We start from the raw sequence: 15,801 nt of genomic DNA, 5'->3' as shown, positions 1-15,801 counted from the left end.
AAGATGCTGCTCGCGATCGATGCCGGAAACACCAACATCGTCTTCGCCCTGATGGACGGGCGGGAGGTGCGTGCGCGTTGGCGGATCGCCACCGATGCCCGCCGCACGGCCGATGAATATGTCGTCTGGCTCAGCCAGTTGCTCGCGCTCGAGGGGATCGACCGCGCCAGCGTGACGGGCGTCGTGATCGGCACGGTCGTCCCCCGCGCGCTGCACAATCTGCGGATGCTCGCGACCAAATATTTCGGCGGCGAGCCGATGATCGCGGGGGAGGGCGGCTGGCCCTTCCGGCTCGATGTCGAGGAACCGCAGAACCTCGGCGCGGATCGCGCGCTCAACGTCATCGCAGCGCATGCCGCGCACGGCGGCGACCTGATCGTCGTCGATTTCGGCACCGCCACCACCTTCGACCTGATCGACTATACCGGCGCCTACAAGGGCGGCATCATCGCGCCCGGCATCAACCTGTCGCTCGACGCGCTGGTGACGGCCGCGGCCAAGCTGCCGCGCATCGCGATCGAGGCGCCGAGCCAAAACCTGTCCGTCATCGGCCGCAACACGATCGACCAGATGCACATCGGCATCTTCTGGGGCTATGTCGCGATGATCGAGGGGCTGATCGCGCGGATGAAGGCCGAAGTCGGGCGCCCGGTGACGGTGATCGCCACCGGCGGCCTCGCCACATTGTTCGAGCGCCACACCGGTGCGTTCGACAGGATCGAGCATGATCTCACCCTTGTCGGGCTGGCGATGGAGTGGGAGCGTGCCCATATTCAGGGTGAACGTGCTCCGGCGTAGGCCGGAGCCCTGGAAATCCGCCGCGACGCTCGCGGCCAACGCCCCGGCCTTCGCCGGAGCACGACCTTTTAGGAACATAATGACCAAACCCACCAACGAATTGCTCTTCGTCGCGCTTGGCGGCTCGGGCGAGATCGGCATGAACGTCAACCTCTACGGGTGCGACGGCAAATGGCTGATGGTCGATTGCGGTGTTACCTTCGCCGATCCTGGTTATCCCGGCATCGACGTACTGTTGCCCGACATCAGTTTCATCGAGGATCGCCTCGACGACCTGGTCGGCATCGTCATCACCCACGGGCATGAGGATCATATCGGCGCACTGCCCTATCTCGCCGCCGATCTCGGCGTGCCCGTCTACGCCTCGCCCTTCACCGCCGGCCTGATCCGCGAGAAGTTCGACGAGGAAGGGATCACGAAGCAGGTCAAACTGCGCGTCGTGAAGGAGGACCAAAGCTTCAAGCTCGGGCCGTTCGGCATCAGCTACGTCCCGCTCGCCCACTCGATTCCCGAAGGCAACGCCATCCTGATCGAGACGAAATATGGCCGCATCCTGCACACCGGCGACTGGAAGATCGACGAATCGCCACTCCACCGTTCCGCCTCCACCGCGGAAGAACTGACTGCGGTCGGCGACAAGGGCATCTTCGCTCTGGTCTGCGATTCGACCAATGTCTTCAATCCCGAAGCGTCAGGCAGCGAGACCCAGGTGCGCGAGGGGCTGGACGAGGTGATCGCCGCCGCGAAGGGCCGCGTGCTCGTCACCACCTTCGCCTCCAACGCCGCGCGGCTCGCCACACTGGGCGAGGTGGCGAAGGATACCGGCCGCCAGCTGTGCCTCGCCGGCCGCTCGCTCGACCGCATCACCCGCGTCGCGAAGGCGACCGGCTATCTGAAGGACCTGCCCCCCGTCATCGACTGGGAGACGGCGATGCGCCTGCCGCGCAACCAGGTGCTGATCGTCGCCACCGGGGGCCAGGGCGAACCGCGCGCCGCGCTCGCCCGCGTGTCGGAAGGGACGCACCCGATCAAGCTCGATCGCGGCGATATGGTCGTCTTCTCGTCCAAGCAGATTCCCGGCAACGAACGTGCGATCGGCGACATTCAGAACCGGCTGGCGGCGATGGGGGTGGATATCGTCACCGATCGCCAGGCCTTCGTCCACGTCTCCGGCCATCCCGGCCGCCCCGAGCTTGCGCAGATGTACAAGTGGATCCGCCCCGAACTGGTGATGCCGGTCCATGGCGAGATGCGCCACCTGGCCGAACACGCCCGCTTCGCGATCGAACAGGGCGTACCCGGCGCGGTGATCCAGAAGGACGGCGACATCATTCGCCTCGCCCCCGGTACGCCGCAGAAGATCGGCGAGGCCCAGGTCGGCCGCCTCGCGGTGGACGGCGACGTCATCCTGCCCGCCGACGGCAGCACGATGAACGAGCGCCGCAAGATCGCGATGTACGGCCAGATCAGCGTCGCGGTCGCGCTCGGCAAGGCGGGCGGCCTGCTCGGCGAGCCGCAGGTCCGGCTTCAGGGCATTCCCGTCGAGGAGGACCGCGAACCCTTCATCGACGAGGCGATCGACGCCGCCGAGGAAGCCGTGCAGGGCAACCGCGCGGGCAAGGACCGCGACAAGCTGCGCGAGGCAATCCGCCTCGCCGTCCGCCGTGTCGCGACCCGCTGGACGGGCAAGAAACCGATCGTCGACGTCCTGCTGATCGAGGCCTGATCGAACTTCCGCTTCATCCGTGGCGCGCCGCGCGGGCGAACAGCGCGGCCGCGACCAGCCACAGCGCGGTCCAGATTCCGGTCGTGCCGATCACGTCGCGCGGCCAGCCGAACCCGTCCGTGCCCAGCGTGAACGCCAGCGCTATGCCGCCCGCCATAGCCTGGCCCAGGCCTGCGCCGATCATCGCGATCGCCATGCCGCGCGCGCGGAAATGCGCGACGATCGCCCCGCCGATCGCGATCGCCAGCACGCCGGCGTACATCCAGTTGGCCGGATTATTCTCGCTGCCGATCATGCCGACCGCCAGGTTCACCCAGATCAATGTGAACCCTGCCAGCGCCGCCAGCACGGCGCCCGCGCGATAGGCGCCGCTGGCCGATCGCCGCACCAGGAACTCGATCGCCCCGCCGACCGTCGCCAGCATCGTGCCCATCACCACGAAGTCGGACAGCGTCCAGTTCACTTCCGCGGTGAACTGCATCGCGACGAAGGGCAGGGCGAGCATTCCCGCCGCAAGCGACCACCCGACCACCCGCCATATGTTGCGTGGCACCGCGCCGCCGCTCGTCATCTCGTTCATTTCGTTCATGCTCCTGCCTGATTGCGACGACGGGCATAGCCGTGACGTGGGTGAGCGGCATGAGCCGGTCGTGAGCATGTCCTGAAAAGCCTACCCTTTCGCCATCGGGGCGCCGCCGCTAAGCCGGGCCCATGGAATTCACTTCGGCGCTTGCGATCTACGTCCTGTTCTGGGCGTTTTCGGTGTTCCTGGTGCTGCCGTTCGGCGTGCGCACCACCGACGAGGCGGGCGGCGATCGCGTCGCCGGCCAGGCCGAAAGCGCACCGCATGAGTTCAGCCTCGGTCGTACCGCGCTACGTGTCACCATCGTCGCGACGATCCTGTTCGGGCTTTACTACGCCAACTATGTCCAGGGCTGGATCACGCCCGAGATGCTCGACTGGACGCGATAGGAAATTTCTTCTGTTCCGCCCTTGTTCTCATGGAACGGATCGAGTACATGGGCTCTATCAAGCGTTGAACCGGGCGTGGTGATGCCCTAGCGACGGAGCTCGACGAACATGGCAGCCAATCTGAAGGTCATCGACAGCAACATGGCAATGAATTCCGATCGTCAGAAGGCGCTGGACGCCGCGCTCGCGCAGATCGACCGCGCGTTCGGCAAGGGTTCGGCGATGAAGCTGGGCCAGAAGGAAGCGATGCAGGTCGAGACGATCTCGACCGGGTCGCTGGGGCTCGACATCGCGCTCGGCGTCGGCGGGCTGCCGCGCGGTCGCGTGATCGAGGTCTATGGGCCGGAATCGTCGGGCAAGACCACGCTGGCGCTGCACGTGCTGGCCGAGGCGCAGAAGGGCGGCGGGACCGTCGCCTTCGTCGATGCCGAACACGCGCTCGACCCGGTCTACGCCAGAAAGCTGGGCGTCAACATCGACGAGCTGATCGTGTCGCAGCCCGATACCGGCGAACAGGCGCTGGAGATCGTCGACACCCTCGTCCGCTCGAATGCGATCGACGTGCTGGTGGTCGATTCGGTCGCCGCGCTGGTGCCCCGTGCGGAGATCGAGGGCGAGATGGGCGACAGCCACGTCGGCCTTCAGGCCCGCCTCATGTCGCAGTCGCTGCGCAAGCTGACCGGCTCGATCAGCCGTTCGCGCTGCATGGTGATCTTCATCAACCAGCTGCGCATGAAGATCGGCGTGATGTACGGCAATCCGGAGACGACGACCGGCGGCAATGCGCTGAAATTCTACGCCTCGGTCCGCCTCGACATCCGCCGCACCGGCCAGATCAAGGACCGCGAGGACATCATCGGCAACACCACCCGCGTCAAGGTGGTGAAGAACAAGGTCGCGCCGCCGTTCAAGCAGGTCGAATTCGACATCATGTACGGCGAAGGCATCTCGAAGATCGGCGAGATCCTCGATCTCGGGGTCAAGGCCGGGCTGGTCGAGAAGGCCGGCGCCTGGTTCAGCTATGACAGCATCCGCATCGGCCAGGGGCGCGAGAACGCCAAGACCTTCCTCAAGGAGAACCCCGAACTGATGGAGCGCCTGGAAAAGGCGATCCGCCAGCGGACGGAGAAGGTCGCCGAGGAAATGATGACCGGCCCCGATGCCGAGGACGATCTCTGACCGTCTACCCCCTTCGCGGCGGCATGCCCTGCGCAAGGCCCCCGTCGCACGCTCCCGGAAAGGCCCGTCGTCCCCGACGGGCCTTTTCGCGCGTTCGAGGCTGTCCGGATCGCATGGGCTGGGCGCGGAACGCGGCGCGCTGGCGGTGTTCTCCGCTCATCGCCTGCATCCTGCCTCGCGAACCGGTCGAGCACTACCGGCAGCATGTGCTGGACGTCGCGCCAGATCCGTTCCGGTCGTTCTGAGCCTGTCGAAGGGGTGTCCTTCCTTGCCGTCATGGTCTGGAGCTGCGAACCGAAGATCGCGGCTCGATGGACTCGGCAAGAACGGTAAGAGGATGATCCCCATTTCCTGCCGCCTGTTCGATACCCCGCCACAACCCTCAACTTTCTCAACTTACGGGACTACGAGATGACGCAAGCGAACGACTGGATCGGCACCGTTGGTGATGCCTGGGCGGCGGAATGGCGCCGTACCGATCGCAGTTTCATCCACCTCGCGCCGCGTCTCGACGCCGCGATCCTCGCCGCCGCGCCGGCTGGCGGGTTTCGCGCGCTCGATATCGGTTGTGGGGCGGGGGGTACCAGCCTTGCCCTCGCCGCCGAGCGCTCCGATGCCGAGATCGTCGGTATCGACCTGTCGGACGGCCTGATCGCGGTGGCGCGCGAGCGATCCGCCGAAATCGCGGCGAGCCGCTCGGCCGGCCTGACGTTCCTGACCGGCGACGTCGCGGCGCACGCTGCTACCCACGGTCCGTTCGATCTGTTGTACTCGCGCCACGGCGTGATGTTCTTTCCCGATCCCGTAGCCGCCTTTGCCGCGCTTCACGCCGCGGCGGCGCCCGATGCGGCCCTTGTCTTCTCCTGCTTCGCCGACTGGTCCGCCAACGCCTTCGCCGCCGCGCTAGCCGAGGTGACCGGCGCCGGTCCGCCGCCACCCGGACCGGGGCCGTTCGCTTTCGCCGATCCGGCCCGCGTCGCCGTGATCCTGGCCGAGGCAGGCTGGCGCGACGCCACGCCTGTCCGCGTCGATTTCGCCTATCGGGCCGGCGCCGGCGACGATCCGGTCGGCGACGCCCTGTCGTTCTTCCAGCGCATCGGCCCCGTAGCCGCCGCGCTGCGCGCCATGCCGGCCGACGCGCACCCGGCCGCTGTCGCTCGCCTGCGCGAGGTCATCGAACACCACCATGGCGGCGGCGCCGTCGATTTTGCGGCTTCTGCGTGGATCTGGTCGGCGAGGGCCTGACGCCTTGCGCAAACCGTTGATGGCCCGGCCGATGCAGTTCCCGCTATCGGGCTTGGCGCGGATCGCCGTCGTCGATACACCCTCGCGATGCTTCGCACCTCCCTCGCGGCGCTCGCCGCTTCCGTCGCGCTTCTCTCGATGACCGCTCCCGCCCACGCCGAAGACCTGACGCTCGGTCGCATCTTCGCCAGCCCCGATCTGGCCGGTGAACAGCCGCGCGCGCTACGCCTGTCGCCCGACGGCCGCCTGCTCACCTCGCTGCGCCCGCGCGCCGAGGAAAAGGACCGGTTCGATCTCTGGGCCATGGACACCGCCACCGGCCAGTGGCGCATGCTGGTCGACAGCAAGAAGGTCGGCACCGGCGCCGAACTGTCGGAGGCGGAGAAGATGCAGCGCGAGCGCGCCCGCATCGGCAGCCAGCGGGGCATCGTCGCCTATCAATGGTCGTCGGACGGCAAGTCCATCCTCGTGCCGCTGGACGGCGATCTCTACCTCGCCACGCTCGACGGCAAGGTGACGCGGCTGACCGACACGCCCGAGGGCGAGCTTAACCCGATGGTCAGCACGCGCGGCCGCTATCTCAGCTTCGTGCGCAACCAGAACCTCCACGTCGCCGACCTGAATGGCGGCGCGGCACGCTCGATCACCCCGGACGGCGCAGGCACCGTCTATTGGGGCGAGGCCGAATTCGTCGCGCAGGAGGAAATGGACCGCACCACCGGATACTGGTGGTCACCCGACGAGAGCCGCATTGCCGTGCAACGCTTCGACGAGGCACCGGTGGGCATCGTCACCCGCGCCGCGATCGGTGCGGAAGGGACGCGCGTGTTCGAACAACGCTATCCCGCCGCCGGCACGCCCAACGTGCTGATCGACCTGTTCGTCATGAGCCCTGACGGGTCGGGCAGCGTGAAGGTCGATCTGGGCACGGATCGCGACATCTATCTCGCCCGCGTGCGCTGGGCGCCCGACGGCAAGACCCTGTACGTCCAGCGCCAGAATCGCGCGCAGACGGTGCTGGACGTGCTGGCGATCGATCCCGCCACCGGCGCGTCCAAAGTGCTGTTCACCGAAAAGGCGGGCCCGAAGAGCTGGATCAACCTGTCCAACGTCTTCACCCCGATGAAGGACGGCAGCATCCTGTGGTGGTCCGAACGCGACGGCCACGGCCACCTCTATCGCTTCGCCGGCGGCAAGATGACGCAGCTGACCAGGGGTGACTGGGAAGTCGCCGGGGTGAACGGGGTCGATCAGGCGGCCGGCAAGGTCTTCTTCAATGGCAACAAGGACGGCGTGCTCGAGCGTCACGTCTATGCGCTCGACCTGAAGAGCCTGGCGGTGACCCGCCTCACCGAGGCCGGCTGGTGGAACAACGCCACCGCCGACGACGGGGCAAAGCGCTTCATCGTCACCCGCTCCAACCCCGGCCAGCCGCCGCAGACCTATCTCGCCGACGCGAGCGGCAAGCGCACCGCGTGGATCAACGAGAATGCGATCGCGGCCGGCCACCCCTATCACCGCTACCTCGACAGCCACGCCACCCCGCGCTTCGGCCAGCTGACGACCAAGGACGGCGCCACGCTGCACTGGGAAATGCTCACGCCGAAGCTGGAGGCGGGCAAGAAATACCCCGTGTTCTTCGAACATTACGGCGGCCCGCACAACCAGAGCGTCAGCCGAAACTGGGGCGCGCCGCTCCACCAATATCTGGTCGATCGCGGCTATATCGTCTTCATCCTCGACAATCGCGGATCGGCCAATCGCGGCAAGGCGTTCGAGGACACCATCTACCGCGCGATGGGCGGGATCGAGGTGCGCGACCAGCTGGCCGGCGCCGACTATCTGAAGGGCCTCGATTACGTCGATCCGAAGCGGATCGCGACCTATGGCTGGTCCTACGGCGGCTACATGACGCTGAAGATGCTCCAGGCCAATCCCGGCGTCTATGCGGCGGGCATCGCGGGCGCGCCGGTGACGAAGTGGGAGCTTTACGACACCCATTACACCGAACGCTACATGGGCACGGACCCCAGGGGGCGCGACGCGAAGGCCTATGCCGCGGCCAACACGATCGACGACGCGGCGAAGATCAAGGATCCGCTGCTCATCATCCACGGCATGGCCGACGATAACGTCGTGCTCGACAACACGACGGCGATGGCGGCGAAGCTGCAGGCGACCAACACCCCGTTCGAGATGATGCTCTATCCGGGCAAGACCCATGCGATCCGCGACATCCACGTCTGGACGACGATCCTGGATTTCCTCGATAGGCATGTCGGGGCCGCCCCCAAGTAGCGCTTGGCTTGTGCACTGCGGCAAGTCGGCGTAACGCCGCGCCCGCAAGCAGCGGAGGCAGTGATGGGCTATCGGATCGTAGTCGCAGGGGCGACGGGCAATGTCGGGCGCGAGGTTCTCGCGATCCTGGCCGAGCGCGAGTTTCCGGCTGACGAGATCGCCGTGCTCGCCTCCGCGCGCAGCCAGGGTGACGAGGTCGATTTCGGCGATACCGGCCGCAAGCTGAAGATCCAGAACATCGAGCATTTCGATCCGGCCGGCTGGGACATGGCGATCTTCGCGATCGGCAGCGACGCGACGAAGGTCCACGCCCCCCGCTTCGCCGCGGCCGGCTGCACGGTGATCGACAATTCGTCGCTCTACCGGATGGACCCGGACGTGCCGCTGATCGTGCCGGAAGTGAACCCGGAGGCGATCGACGGCTACAAGGCGCGCAACATCATCGCCAACCCCAATTGCTCGACCGCGCAGATGGTCGTCGCGCTCAAGCCGATCCACGACGCCGCGACCATCACTCGCGTCGTCGTCGCGACCTACCAGTCGGTGTCCGGCGCGGGCAAGGCGGGCATGGACGAACTGTTCGAGCAGAGCCGCAACATCTTCGTCGGTGACAGCGCGGAGCCGAAGAAGTTCACCAAGCAGATCGCCTTCAACGTGATCCCCCACATCGACAGCTTCCTGGACGACGGATCGACCAAGGAAGAATGGAAGATGGTGGTCGAGACCAAGAAGATCCTGGGTCCGAAGGTGAAGGTGGTCGCCACCTGCGTGCGCGTGCCGGTCTTCGTCGGCCATTCGGAAGCGATCACGGTCGAGATGGAGCGCGAACTGTCCGCCGCCGACGCGCAGAAGATCCTGCGCGAGGCGCCCGGCGTGATGCTGGTCGACAAGCGCGAGGACGGCGGATACGTGACGCCGGTCGAGTGCGTCGGCGACTATGCCACCTTCGTCAGCCGCGTCCGCGAGGACTCGACCGTCGAGAACGGCCTGGCCCTGTGGTGCGTCAGTGACAACCTACGCAAGGGGGCGGCGCTCAACGCCGTGCAGATCGCCGAACTGCTCGGGCGCCGGCACCTCAAGAAGGCGGGTTGAGGCGCGTTGCGGTGATGATAGCATGATGCTATCGTAGACGTATGGGCCAGATGCTGATCCGCAACCTGGACGAGGTGACGCTGGCGCGACTGAAGGTTGCCGCACGCGCGCGCAAGACCTCGGCTGAGGCTCTGGCTCGTGAAGCCGTCGCTCGCACGGTCCAGCTTACCGCCGAGGAGAAGCTCGAACTCGTGCGCCAGATGCAGGCGGTCACCGAACGGGCAAAAGTCCCCGGTGTGCGCCAAACGCCCGTCGTCGATCTGATACGCGAAGACCGTGACCGGTGATCGTCGATGCGTCGGTGGCGCTGAAGTGGCTGGTGGTCGAGGATGACACGGATTCGGCGTTGCAGCTCCTCGACCAGACGGACTTGATTGCCCCGACGCTGATCCACGCCGAAGTGGCGAACGCGATCTGGAAGAAGCGGCGTCTGGGCGAACTGGACGAAGACGGCGAACTTGCCGGCCTGCCGCTGCGGCTGGCTGTAATACTGCAGACGATCGACGAAACGCCGTTCATGTCGCGCGCGCTCGACATCGCGATGACCATTGCCCACCCGGTGTATGACTGCGTGTATCTCGCGGTAGCGGAAGGGGTGGATCGAACGCTGGTGACGGCGGATCGCCGCTTCGTGACTAAGCTCGCCCGGCACGTTCTGCGCGACCGTGTCACGCTGCTCGGCGCCTGAACTGGTCCTGATGGCGCTGATCCGGCGGTGGAAGACTCCTTTCTCGTCATCACCCTCAAATGGTTCGCCACTGCCGCGACGACCGTCGCCGCGCTGATCGTCGCGCTCGATATCGGGCGGCGGTGGACGGGCTGGGGTTTCGTCATCTTCACGATCGGATCGGTCGCCTGGGTGGCGGGAGCGGTGCTGGCGGTGGACTGGGCGCTGACGACGACCAATGCGGTGCTGTTCGCGATCAATATCTTCGGCGTCTATCGCTACTTGATCCGCAAGAAGCATGTCTGACGCGGCGCTCTGGCCGCTCGCGCTCGGCGTGCTCGGGGCGGTGTTCGGCAGCTTCATCGCAACCGTTACCTTGCGCTGGCCGCACTCCGCATTCGCCGGGCGATCGCACTGCGATGGCTGCGGCCGTGTTTTGCATGGCCTCGAACTCGTTCCGATCGTCAGCTGGGTCGTGTTGCGGGGGCGGTGCCGGACCTGCGACGGACGCGTCGCGGCGATCCATCCGGCTGTCGAATTGCTTGGCGCGGGGATCGGGATCGCGGCAGGCGTCGTTTTGCCGGACCTTGCCGGGGCCGCCGGCGCCATTTTCGGCTGGCTGCTCCTCGCGGCGGGCACGATCGATTTCCGTACTTTTCGCCTGCCCGACCCGCTGACGATGACGATCGCGGTCGGCGGGCTTGCCGCGGGCGGGGTCGGCCTGTCGCCGACGCTGGTCGAGCGGGCGTGGGGTGGACTCGCCGGCTTCGCGGCCTTGTGGGTGGTGGCTGCCGGCTACCGTCTGCTGCGCGGGCGTGAGGGGCTGGGCGGCGGTGATCCCAGGCTGTTTGGCGCGATCGGGCTGTGGCTCGGCTGGCGCGCGCTGCCGGAGGTGCTGCTGATCGCCAGCCTTGCCGGCCTGGCGGTCGCCGTCCTGCTGCGCATGCGCCGTACCGCGCGCTTCCCGTTTGGCACCGTCCTCGCGCCCGCCGCCTTCGCGGTGTGGCTCTTGCAAAATTGGACAATGCCGTAGACGCTTGCCCTGTTTGGACGATGGGGCGCGACAGGGCATGAATACAACCCGGTTGCCCGACATTTCGTCAACTTCGAGGGGCGTGGCGTGACCGATCTTTCGACGACCCTTACGGCCCAGCGCACCGCCTTCATGGCCGAACTGCCGGTATCGACCGCCACGCGCCGTGACCGGCTGAAACGTGCGATCGCGCTGGTCCGCGACAATGCCGACGCCTTTTGCGACGCGCTCAGCGACGATTTCGGCCACCGCAGCCGCGACCAGTCGATGGTGACGGATATCGCCGCCTCGGTCGGTCCGCTGTCTCATGCGCTCAAGCATCTCGATCGTTGGATGCGGCGCGAGCGGCGGCCGGTGCAGTTCCCGCTCGGCCTGCTCGGCGCGCGGGCGTGGATCGACTGGCAGCCCAAGGGGGTGGTCGGGGTGATCGCGCCGTGGAATTTCCCGGTCAATCTGGTGATGTCGCCGCTCGCGGGCGTACTTGCGGCGGGCAACCGCGCGATGGTGAAGACCAGCGAGTTCACGCCCGCCACCGCCGCGCTGTTCGAGGATCTCTGCCCGCGCTATTTCGCCGCGGAGGAACTGGCGTTCGTATCGGGCGGCGCCGAGGTGGGACAGGCGTTCGCCGCGCTGCCGTTCGATCACCTGATCTTCACCGGGGCGACCGGCATCGGGCGCCACATTCTTCACGCCGCCGCAGACAATCTCACGCCGGTCACGCTGGAGCTAGGTGGCAAGTCACCAGTGATCGTCGGGCGCAGCGCCGACGTGGGCCGCGCCAGCGAGCGGATCGCGCTCGGCAAGATGCTCAACGCCGGCCAGATCTGCCTCGCGCCCGATTACCTGCTGGTCCCCGCCGATCGTGAGCAGGCGGTGGTCGACGGGTTGAAGGCGGCGGCATCGGCGATGTACCCGACGCTGCTCGCCAACCCGGACTATACGGCGATCATCAACGACCGGCATCATCAGCGTCTGGCGGCGTGGATCGACGACGCGCGGGCGAAGGGCGCGACGATCGATGTGGTAAATCCGGCCAGCGAGGATTTCGCCGCGTCGAACAGCCGCAAGATGCCGCTCCACATCATCCGCGACGCCACCGACGAGATGATTGTGATGCAGGAGGAAATCTTCGGACCCGTCCTGCCCATCCGCCGCTATGGCGCGATCGACGACGCGATCGCCGAGGTGAACCGGCGCGACCGCCCGCTCGGCCTCTATTATTTCGGCGGCGATGCGGGCGAGCGGCAGCGGGTACTCGATCGCACGATATCGGGCGGGGTCACGCTCGACGATGTCGTCTTCCACGTCTCGATGGAGGACTTGCCCTTTGGCGGTATCGGCCCTTCGGGAATGGGGGCGTACCACGGCGTCGAGGGCTTCCGTACCTTCAGCCACGGCAAGGCGGTGTTCAAACAGTCGCCGCTCGACGTCGCGAAGCTGGCTGGCCTCAAGCCGCCCTACGGCAAGGCGCTGAAACGAACGATCGCTCAGCAGATGAAGCGCTAGGGTCAGGACCCTTAGGGCAGCCGCGCCTTGGGAAAGCCCGACCATACCTGGTCGTAATCCTCGTCGAGCGCGCTGGTCGCAAGCGCATGATCGGTGCAGCGGAAGACCCAGCGGCTCTCGATCATGAAGGCCATGGTGCCGTCGATCTTGTGCGGTTTCAGCTCCGCCTCGCTCGCGCCCTTCCAGCTCGCGACATCGGGGCCATGCCCGCTCATCTGGTTGTGCAGCGACAGCGCGCCGGGACGGAAGCCGTCGGCCTTGGCGTCATATTCGCCGTGGATCAGCCCCATGCACTCGCTCATCGTATTGCGGTGGAACCATGGCGGGCGGAACGTATCCTCTGCGACCATCCAGCGCGGCGGGAAGATGACGAAATCGACGTTGGCGGTGCCCGGCACGTCGCTGGGCGAGGTCAGCACGGTAAAGATGGAAGGGTCGGGGTGGTCGAAGCTCACCGTCCCGATCGTGTTGAACCGCGCGAGATCATAGCGGCACGGCGCGTAGTTGCCATGCCACGCGACGACGTCGAGCGGCGAGCGACCGAGGTCGGTCGTCCAAAGCCGCCCGAGGAACTTCTGGACGAGCTGATGATCGCCCTCGACATCCTCGAACCAGGCCACCGGAGTCTCGAAATCGCGCGGGTTGGCGAGGCCGTTGGCGCCGATCGGCCCAAGATCGGGCAGACGGAACGCCGCGCCGTGGTTTTCCGCGACATAACCGCGGGCGGCTCCCTCCGGCAGCTCCACGCGGAACCGTACGCCGCGCGGGATCAGCGCGATCTGCCCCGGCGCGACGTCGATGCGGCCCATCTCGGTCAGCAGGCGCAGCGCACCTTTCTCCGGCAGAATCAGCAACTCGCTGTCGGCGGAGACGAAGGCGCGGTCCACCATGTCCCGACCAGCGTGGTAGAGATGCATCGCCACGCCAGTCTGTGCCTCCGCGCCGGCTCCGGCGACCAGCATCGTCGTCAGGCTGTCGAGCCAGTCGGCGTCGGCCGCTTCGTCGAGGGGGCGCCAGCGCAGCCGGTTGGGAGCGAGCGGAGCGTCTGATGCGCTGCGGGTGAATAGCGGTGCGCCTTCATAGGGGGTGAAGGCGGGATGCGCGGCCGACGGGCGCAGCCGGTACAGCCACGACCGCCGGTTCTCGTGCCGCGGCGCGGTGAAGGCGGTGCCGGAAAGCTGCTCGCCATAGAGGCCGAACGCCGGCCTCTGCGGCGAGTTGCGACCGACGGGGAGGGCGCCGGGTACGGCTTCCGTGGCGAAATGATTGCCGAAGCCGGTCATGTAGTCGGTCATCAAACCACCTAAAACTTTCGTCGAAACTGCACACGCTTCGAGCCGTCGACCAGAAACGTCTCGTAAGGCGTGTGACGCATGGCGGATCGGACAGGCCCTATCCCATCGACTACGTTGGCCCAATATTGCGGGCGGTTGGCGCTGGGAGGGAGCTTTTCTCCGATCAGAGCTTCGATTTTATGAAATGACAGATCGAACTCTCGCAGCGTCTGCGCTCGGCAATATTCTGCCAACGGCTCGAACTTTGCCACACTGCTCCTCCCTATGCTGGCTCAACTGCTCCAGGCACGACGCCGCGACGAATCTGGTCGAGTTCGATGCTCTCGAACAGCGCCTTGAAATTCCCTTCGCCGAAGCCGTCGTTGCCCTTGCGCTGGATGATCTCGAAGAAGATTGGGCCGACCATGTTCTCGGTGAAGATCTGGAGCAGCAGGCCGCCGCCCGTCTCCGGCGCGCCGTCGATCAGGATGTCGCGCTTGCGCATCTCCGCCACGTCGTGGCCGTGGCCTGGCAGGCGCTTGTCGATCAGGTCGAAATAGGTCTGCGGCGTCGTCTGGAATTTGACGCCGTTGGCACGCAGCCTGTCGACGGTCGCGAAGATATCGTCGGTCGCCAGCGCCAGATGCTGGATGCCCTCGCCCTTATAGTCCTTGATGAACTCCTCGATCTGCGAATGCTCGTCCTGGCTTTCGTTCAGCGGGATGCGGATCTTGTCGTCGGGCGCGGTCATCGCCTTGGAGAACAGGCCGGTCGCCTGGCCCTCGATGTCGAAATAGCGGATCTGGCGGAAGTTGAAGATGCGTTCGTAATAATCCGCCCAGTAATCCATCCGGCCACGCTTCAGATTGTGGGTCAGGTGGTCGAGCGTGTGGAGGCCGACGCTATTGTCGTCGAGGCCGTTGCCGGTCGGAACGAAATCGGTGTCGTAGATCGTCGCATCGCCCCAGGTATCGACCAGATAGAGGTTGGCGCCGCCGATCCCCTCGATCGCCGGAATGTCGAGTTCGCCGGGGCCGTGCTGGCCCTTCACAGGCTCCGCGCCGCGATCGACCGCCAGCTTCACCGCGGCTGCGCCGTCCGCCACGCGGAACGCCATCGCATTGGCACTGGGACCATGGGCGTTGCGGAAGCCCGCGACCTGGCCGGCATTGTCCATGTTCAGCAGGAAGTTGATGTCGCCCTGCGCATAACGGCGCACATTCTTGGTCTTGTGCGTGGCGACGTGGGTGAAGCCGAGCTTTTCGAACAGGCCCGCCAGCGCTTCGGGATCGGGCGAGGTGAATTCGACGAACTCGAATCCATCGAGACCCATCGGATTTTCAGGCTTGGCGGTCGTGTCGGTCATGTCACCCTCGCGGAAATGGTTTCATCTGTTACTACATCGTCCCGCGGCTTCCGTCAAAGCCTTGCCCGCCGCGTCCGGGTGTCGCACAGTCGCGCCGTGCCAAAGCCGCTCAAGCTCGACGATTTCCTGCCGTATCGGCTGTCGATCGCGTCCAACCGTGTGTCGGACGCCGTCGCTGGCAGCTACCGTGCGCTGTTCGGCCTGCGTATCCCGGAATGGCGGCTCGTCGCGGTGCTCGCCGAGAGCGAGGGGATGACCCAGCAGGCGCTCGGGCGACAGACGCGCATGGACAAGGTGACGGTCAGCCGCGCCGCCATCGCACTCGCCGATCGCGGGCTGGTGGTTCGTGCGCCCAATCCGGGCGATCAGCGATCGCACCTGCTGGCGCTGAGCGATGCGGGGCGCGCGCTCTATGCGGATGTCGCGCCCAAGGCGCTGGAAATGGAGGCGCGCATCTTCGATCAGCTTGACGCCGGCGAACTTGCCGCGCTCCGCTCGATGCTGGCGCGGATCGAGGTGGCGGTCGATCATCTCGCGGCTGACGAACCATCCCGTTGATCTCAAAGAAATTTACCGCCTGCCGGACCCAATCTCGAAATCGGTCGTTACGGTGCTTCAATGGGTATGCGCGTCCGGGCGCCGGGG

The 15,801-nt window shown here is 66.2% G+C and carries 17 protein-coding genes; 13 read left to right on the top strand and 4 right to left on the bottom strand.

Annotated features, from left to right (window positions below):
* Positions 1 to 3 precede the first annotated feature (3 nt).
* Both VYI76_RS08925 and VYI76_RS08920 read left to right on the top strand, forming a co-directional pair.
* Positions 4 to 798 carry a type III pantothenate kinase gene (locus VYI76_RS08925; protein ID WP_326524404.1) on the top strand — a complete coding sequence of 265 codons (795 nt, stop codon included), beginning with the start codon at positions 4 to 6 and terminating at the stop codon, positions 796 to 798.
* A 79-nt stretch (positions 799 to 877) separates the two neighbouring features.
* Positions 878 to 2,524, top strand: coding sequence for a ribonuclease J (locus VYI76_RS08920; RefSeq protein ID WP_326524403.1), 1,647 nt, complete (start codon positions 878 to 880; stop codon positions 2,522 to 2,524).
* Positions 2,525 to 2,537: 13 nt separating this feature from the next.
* On the opposite strand, the gene VYI76_RS08915 is transcribed toward VYI76_RS08920, so the two are convergent.
* Positions 2,538 to 3,104, bottom strand: a complete 567-nt coding sequence (locus VYI76_RS08915) for a hypothetical protein (protein WP_326524402.1) — start codon at positions 3,102 to 3,104, stop codon at positions 2,538 to 2,540.
* A gap of 131 nt (positions 3,105 to 3,235) precedes the next feature.
* On the opposite strand from VYI76_RS08915, the gene VYI76_RS08910 reads away from it, so the two are divergent.
* The 10 genes from VYI76_RS08910 (at position 3,236) to VYI76_RS08865 (ending at position 12,516) form a co-directional block, all read left to right on the top strand.
* A complete protein-coding gene (locus tag VYI76_RS08910) occupies positions 3,236 to 3,496 on the top strand; it encodes a DUF1467 family protein (RefSeq protein WP_326524401.1) in 261 nt (86 codons plus the stop codon).
* A 108-nt stretch (positions 3,497 to 3,604) separates the two neighbouring features.
* Positions 3,605 to 4,675 carry a recombinase RecA gene (gene recA / locus VYI76_RS08905; protein ID WP_326524400.1) on the top strand — a complete coding sequence of 357 codons (1,071 nt, stop codon included), beginning with the start codon at positions 3,605 to 3,607 and terminating at the stop codon, positions 4,673 to 4,675.
* A 411-nt stretch (positions 4,676 to 5,086) separates the two neighbouring features.
* Positions 5,087 to 5,920, top strand: coding sequence for a class I SAM-dependent methyltransferase (locus tag VYI76_RS08900; RefSeq protein ID WP_326524399.1), 834 nt, complete (start codon positions 5,087 to 5,089; stop codon positions 5,918 to 5,920).
* A gap of 87 nt (positions 5,921 to 6,007) precedes the next feature.
* On the top strand, positions 6,008 to 8,218 hold the full coding sequence (locus tag VYI76_RS08895) for a S9 family peptidase (RefSeq protein WP_443018919.1): 2,211 nt from the start codon (positions 6,008 to 6,010) through the stop codon (positions 8,216 to 8,218).
* 63 nt (positions 8,219 to 8,281) lie between these two features.
* A complete protein-coding gene (locus VYI76_RS08890; RefSeq protein WP_326524398.1) occupies positions 8,282 to 9,310 on the top strand; it encodes an aspartate-semialdehyde dehydrogenase in 1,029 nt (342 codons plus the stop codon).
* Positions 9,311 to 9,351: 41 nt separating this feature from the next.
* Complete coding sequence (locus tag VYI76_RS08885) at positions 9,352 to 9,597, top strand: FitA-like ribbon-helix-helix domain-containing protein (protein WP_326524397.1); 246 nt, start codon at positions 9,352 to 9,354, stop codon at positions 9,595 to 9,597.
* Positions 9,594 to 9,998: a type II toxin-antitoxin system VapC family toxin gene (locus VYI76_RS08880; protein WP_326524396.1), complete on the top strand. Its 405-nt coding sequence runs from the start codon at positions 9,594 to 9,596 to the stop codon at positions 9,996 to 9,998. The genes VYI76_RS08885 and VYI76_RS08880 overlap by 4 nt, the downstream gene beginning before the upstream one ends.
* Positions 9,999 to 10,025: 27 nt before the next feature.
* Positions 10,026 to 10,283 carry a hypothetical protein gene (locus VYI76_RS08875; RefSeq protein ID WP_326524395.1) on the top strand — a complete coding sequence of 86 codons (258 nt, stop codon included), beginning with the start codon at positions 10,026 to 10,028 and terminating at the stop codon, positions 10,281 to 10,283.
* Positions 10,276 to 11,010 (top strand): prepilin peptidase, encoded by a 735-nt coding sequence (locus VYI76_RS08870; protein ID WP_326524394.1) that lies wholly within the window; start codon positions 10,276 to 10,278, stop codon positions 11,008 to 11,010. Before VYI76_RS08875 ends, VYI76_RS08870 begins: the two co-directional genes overlap by 8 nt.
* Before the next feature lie 87 nt (positions 11,011 to 11,097).
* Positions 11,098 to 12,516 (top strand): coniferyl aldehyde dehydrogenase, encoded by a 1,419-nt coding sequence (locus VYI76_RS08865; protein WP_326524393.1) that lies wholly within the window; start codon positions 11,098 to 11,100, stop codon positions 12,514 to 12,516.
* An 11-nt stretch (positions 12,517 to 12,527) separates the two neighbouring features.
* On the opposite strand, the gene hmgA is transcribed toward VYI76_RS08865, so the two are convergent.
* Genes hmgA through hppD form a run of 3 tightly spaced genes read right to left on the bottom strand, consistent with a single transcriptional unit; the run spans position 12,528 to position 15,156 of the window.
* A complete protein-coding gene (hmgA, locus tag VYI76_RS08860; protein WP_326524392.1) occupies positions 12,528 to 13,811 on the bottom strand; it encodes a homogentisate 1,2-dioxygenase in 1,284 nt (427 codons plus the stop codon).
* A gap of 8 nt (positions 13,812 to 13,819) precedes the next feature.
* A complete protein-coding gene (locus VYI76_RS08855) occupies positions 13,820 to 14,062 on the bottom strand; it encodes a hypothetical protein (RefSeq protein ID WP_326524391.1) in 243 nt (80 codons plus the stop codon).
* A gap of 11 nt (positions 14,063 to 14,073) precedes the next feature.
* On the bottom strand, positions 14,074 to 15,156 hold the full coding sequence (gene hppD, locus VYI76_RS08850) for a 4-hydroxyphenylpyruvate dioxygenase (RefSeq protein ID WP_326524390.1): 1,083 nt from the start codon (positions 15,154 to 15,156) through the stop codon (positions 14,074 to 14,076).
* 96 nt (positions 15,157 to 15,252) lie between these two features.
* Between hppD and VYI76_RS08845 the strand changes: the two genes are divergently transcribed.
* The gene (locus VYI76_RS08845; protein WP_326524389.1) at positions 15,253 to 15,714 is read left to right on the top strand and encodes a MarR family winged helix-turn-helix transcriptional regulator; all 462 of its coding nucleotides are present in this window, start codon (positions 15,253 to 15,255) and stop codon (positions 15,712 to 15,714) included.
* Positions 15,715 to 15,801 lie beyond the last annotated feature (87 nt).

Source organism: Sphingomonas sp. (genome assembly GCF_035910975.1).
Classification (GTDB): Bacteria; Pseudomonadota; Alphaproteobacteria; order Sphingomonadales; family Sphingomonadaceae; genus Sphingomonas.
The sequence above is the reverse complement of the archived record's forward strand: the minus strand, read 5'-3'. Positions and strand labels throughout refer to the sequence as shown.

Excerpts from the sequence above, each read along its gene's own strand:
- VYI76_RS08925 (WP_326524404.1), top strand. The coding sequence starts at position 4 with ATGCTGCTCGCGATCGATGCCGGAAACACCAACATCGTCTTCGCCCTG.
- VYI76_RS08920 (WP_326524403.1), top strand. The coding sequence starts at position 878 with ATGACCAAACCCACCAACGAATTGCTCTTCGTCGCGCTTGGCGGCTCG.
- VYI76_RS08915 (WP_326524402.1), bottom strand. The coding sequence starts at position 3,104 with ATGAACGAGATGACGAGCGGCGGCGCGGTGCCACGCAACATATGGCGG.
- VYI76_RS08910 (WP_326524401.1), top strand. The coding sequence starts at position 3,236 with ATGGAATTCACTTCGGCGCTTGCGATCTACGTCCTGTTCTGGGCGTTT.
- recA (WP_326524400.1), top strand. The coding sequence starts at position 3,605 with ATGGCAGCCAATCTGAAGGTCATCGACAGCAACATGGCAATGAATTCC.
- VYI76_RS08900 (WP_326524399.1), top strand. The coding sequence starts at position 5,087 with ATGACGCAAGCGAACGACTGGATCGGCACCGTTGGTGATGCCTGGGCG.
- VYI76_RS08895 (WP_443018919.1), top strand. The coding sequence starts at position 6,008 with ATGCTTCGCACCTCCCTCGCGGCGCTCGCCGCTTCCGTCGCGCTTCTC.
- VYI76_RS08890 (WP_326524398.1), top strand. The coding sequence starts at position 8,282 with ATGGGCTATCGGATCGTAGTCGCAGGGGCGACGGGCAATGTCGGGCGC.
- VYI76_RS08885 (WP_326524397.1), top strand. The coding sequence starts at position 9,352 with ATGGGCCAGATGCTGATCCGCAACCTGGACGAGGTGACGCTGGCGCGA.
- VYI76_RS08870 (WP_326524394.1), top strand. The coding sequence starts at position 10,276 with ATGTCTGACGCGGCGCTCTGGCCGCTCGCGCTCGGCGTGCTCGGGGCG.
- hmgA (WP_326524392.1), bottom strand. The coding sequence starts at position 13,811 with ATGACCGACTACATGACCGGCTTCGGCAATCATTTCGCCACGGAAGCC.
- hppD (WP_326524390.1), bottom strand. The coding sequence starts at position 15,156 with ATGACCGACACGACCGCCAAGCCTGAAAATCCGATGGGTCTCGATGGA.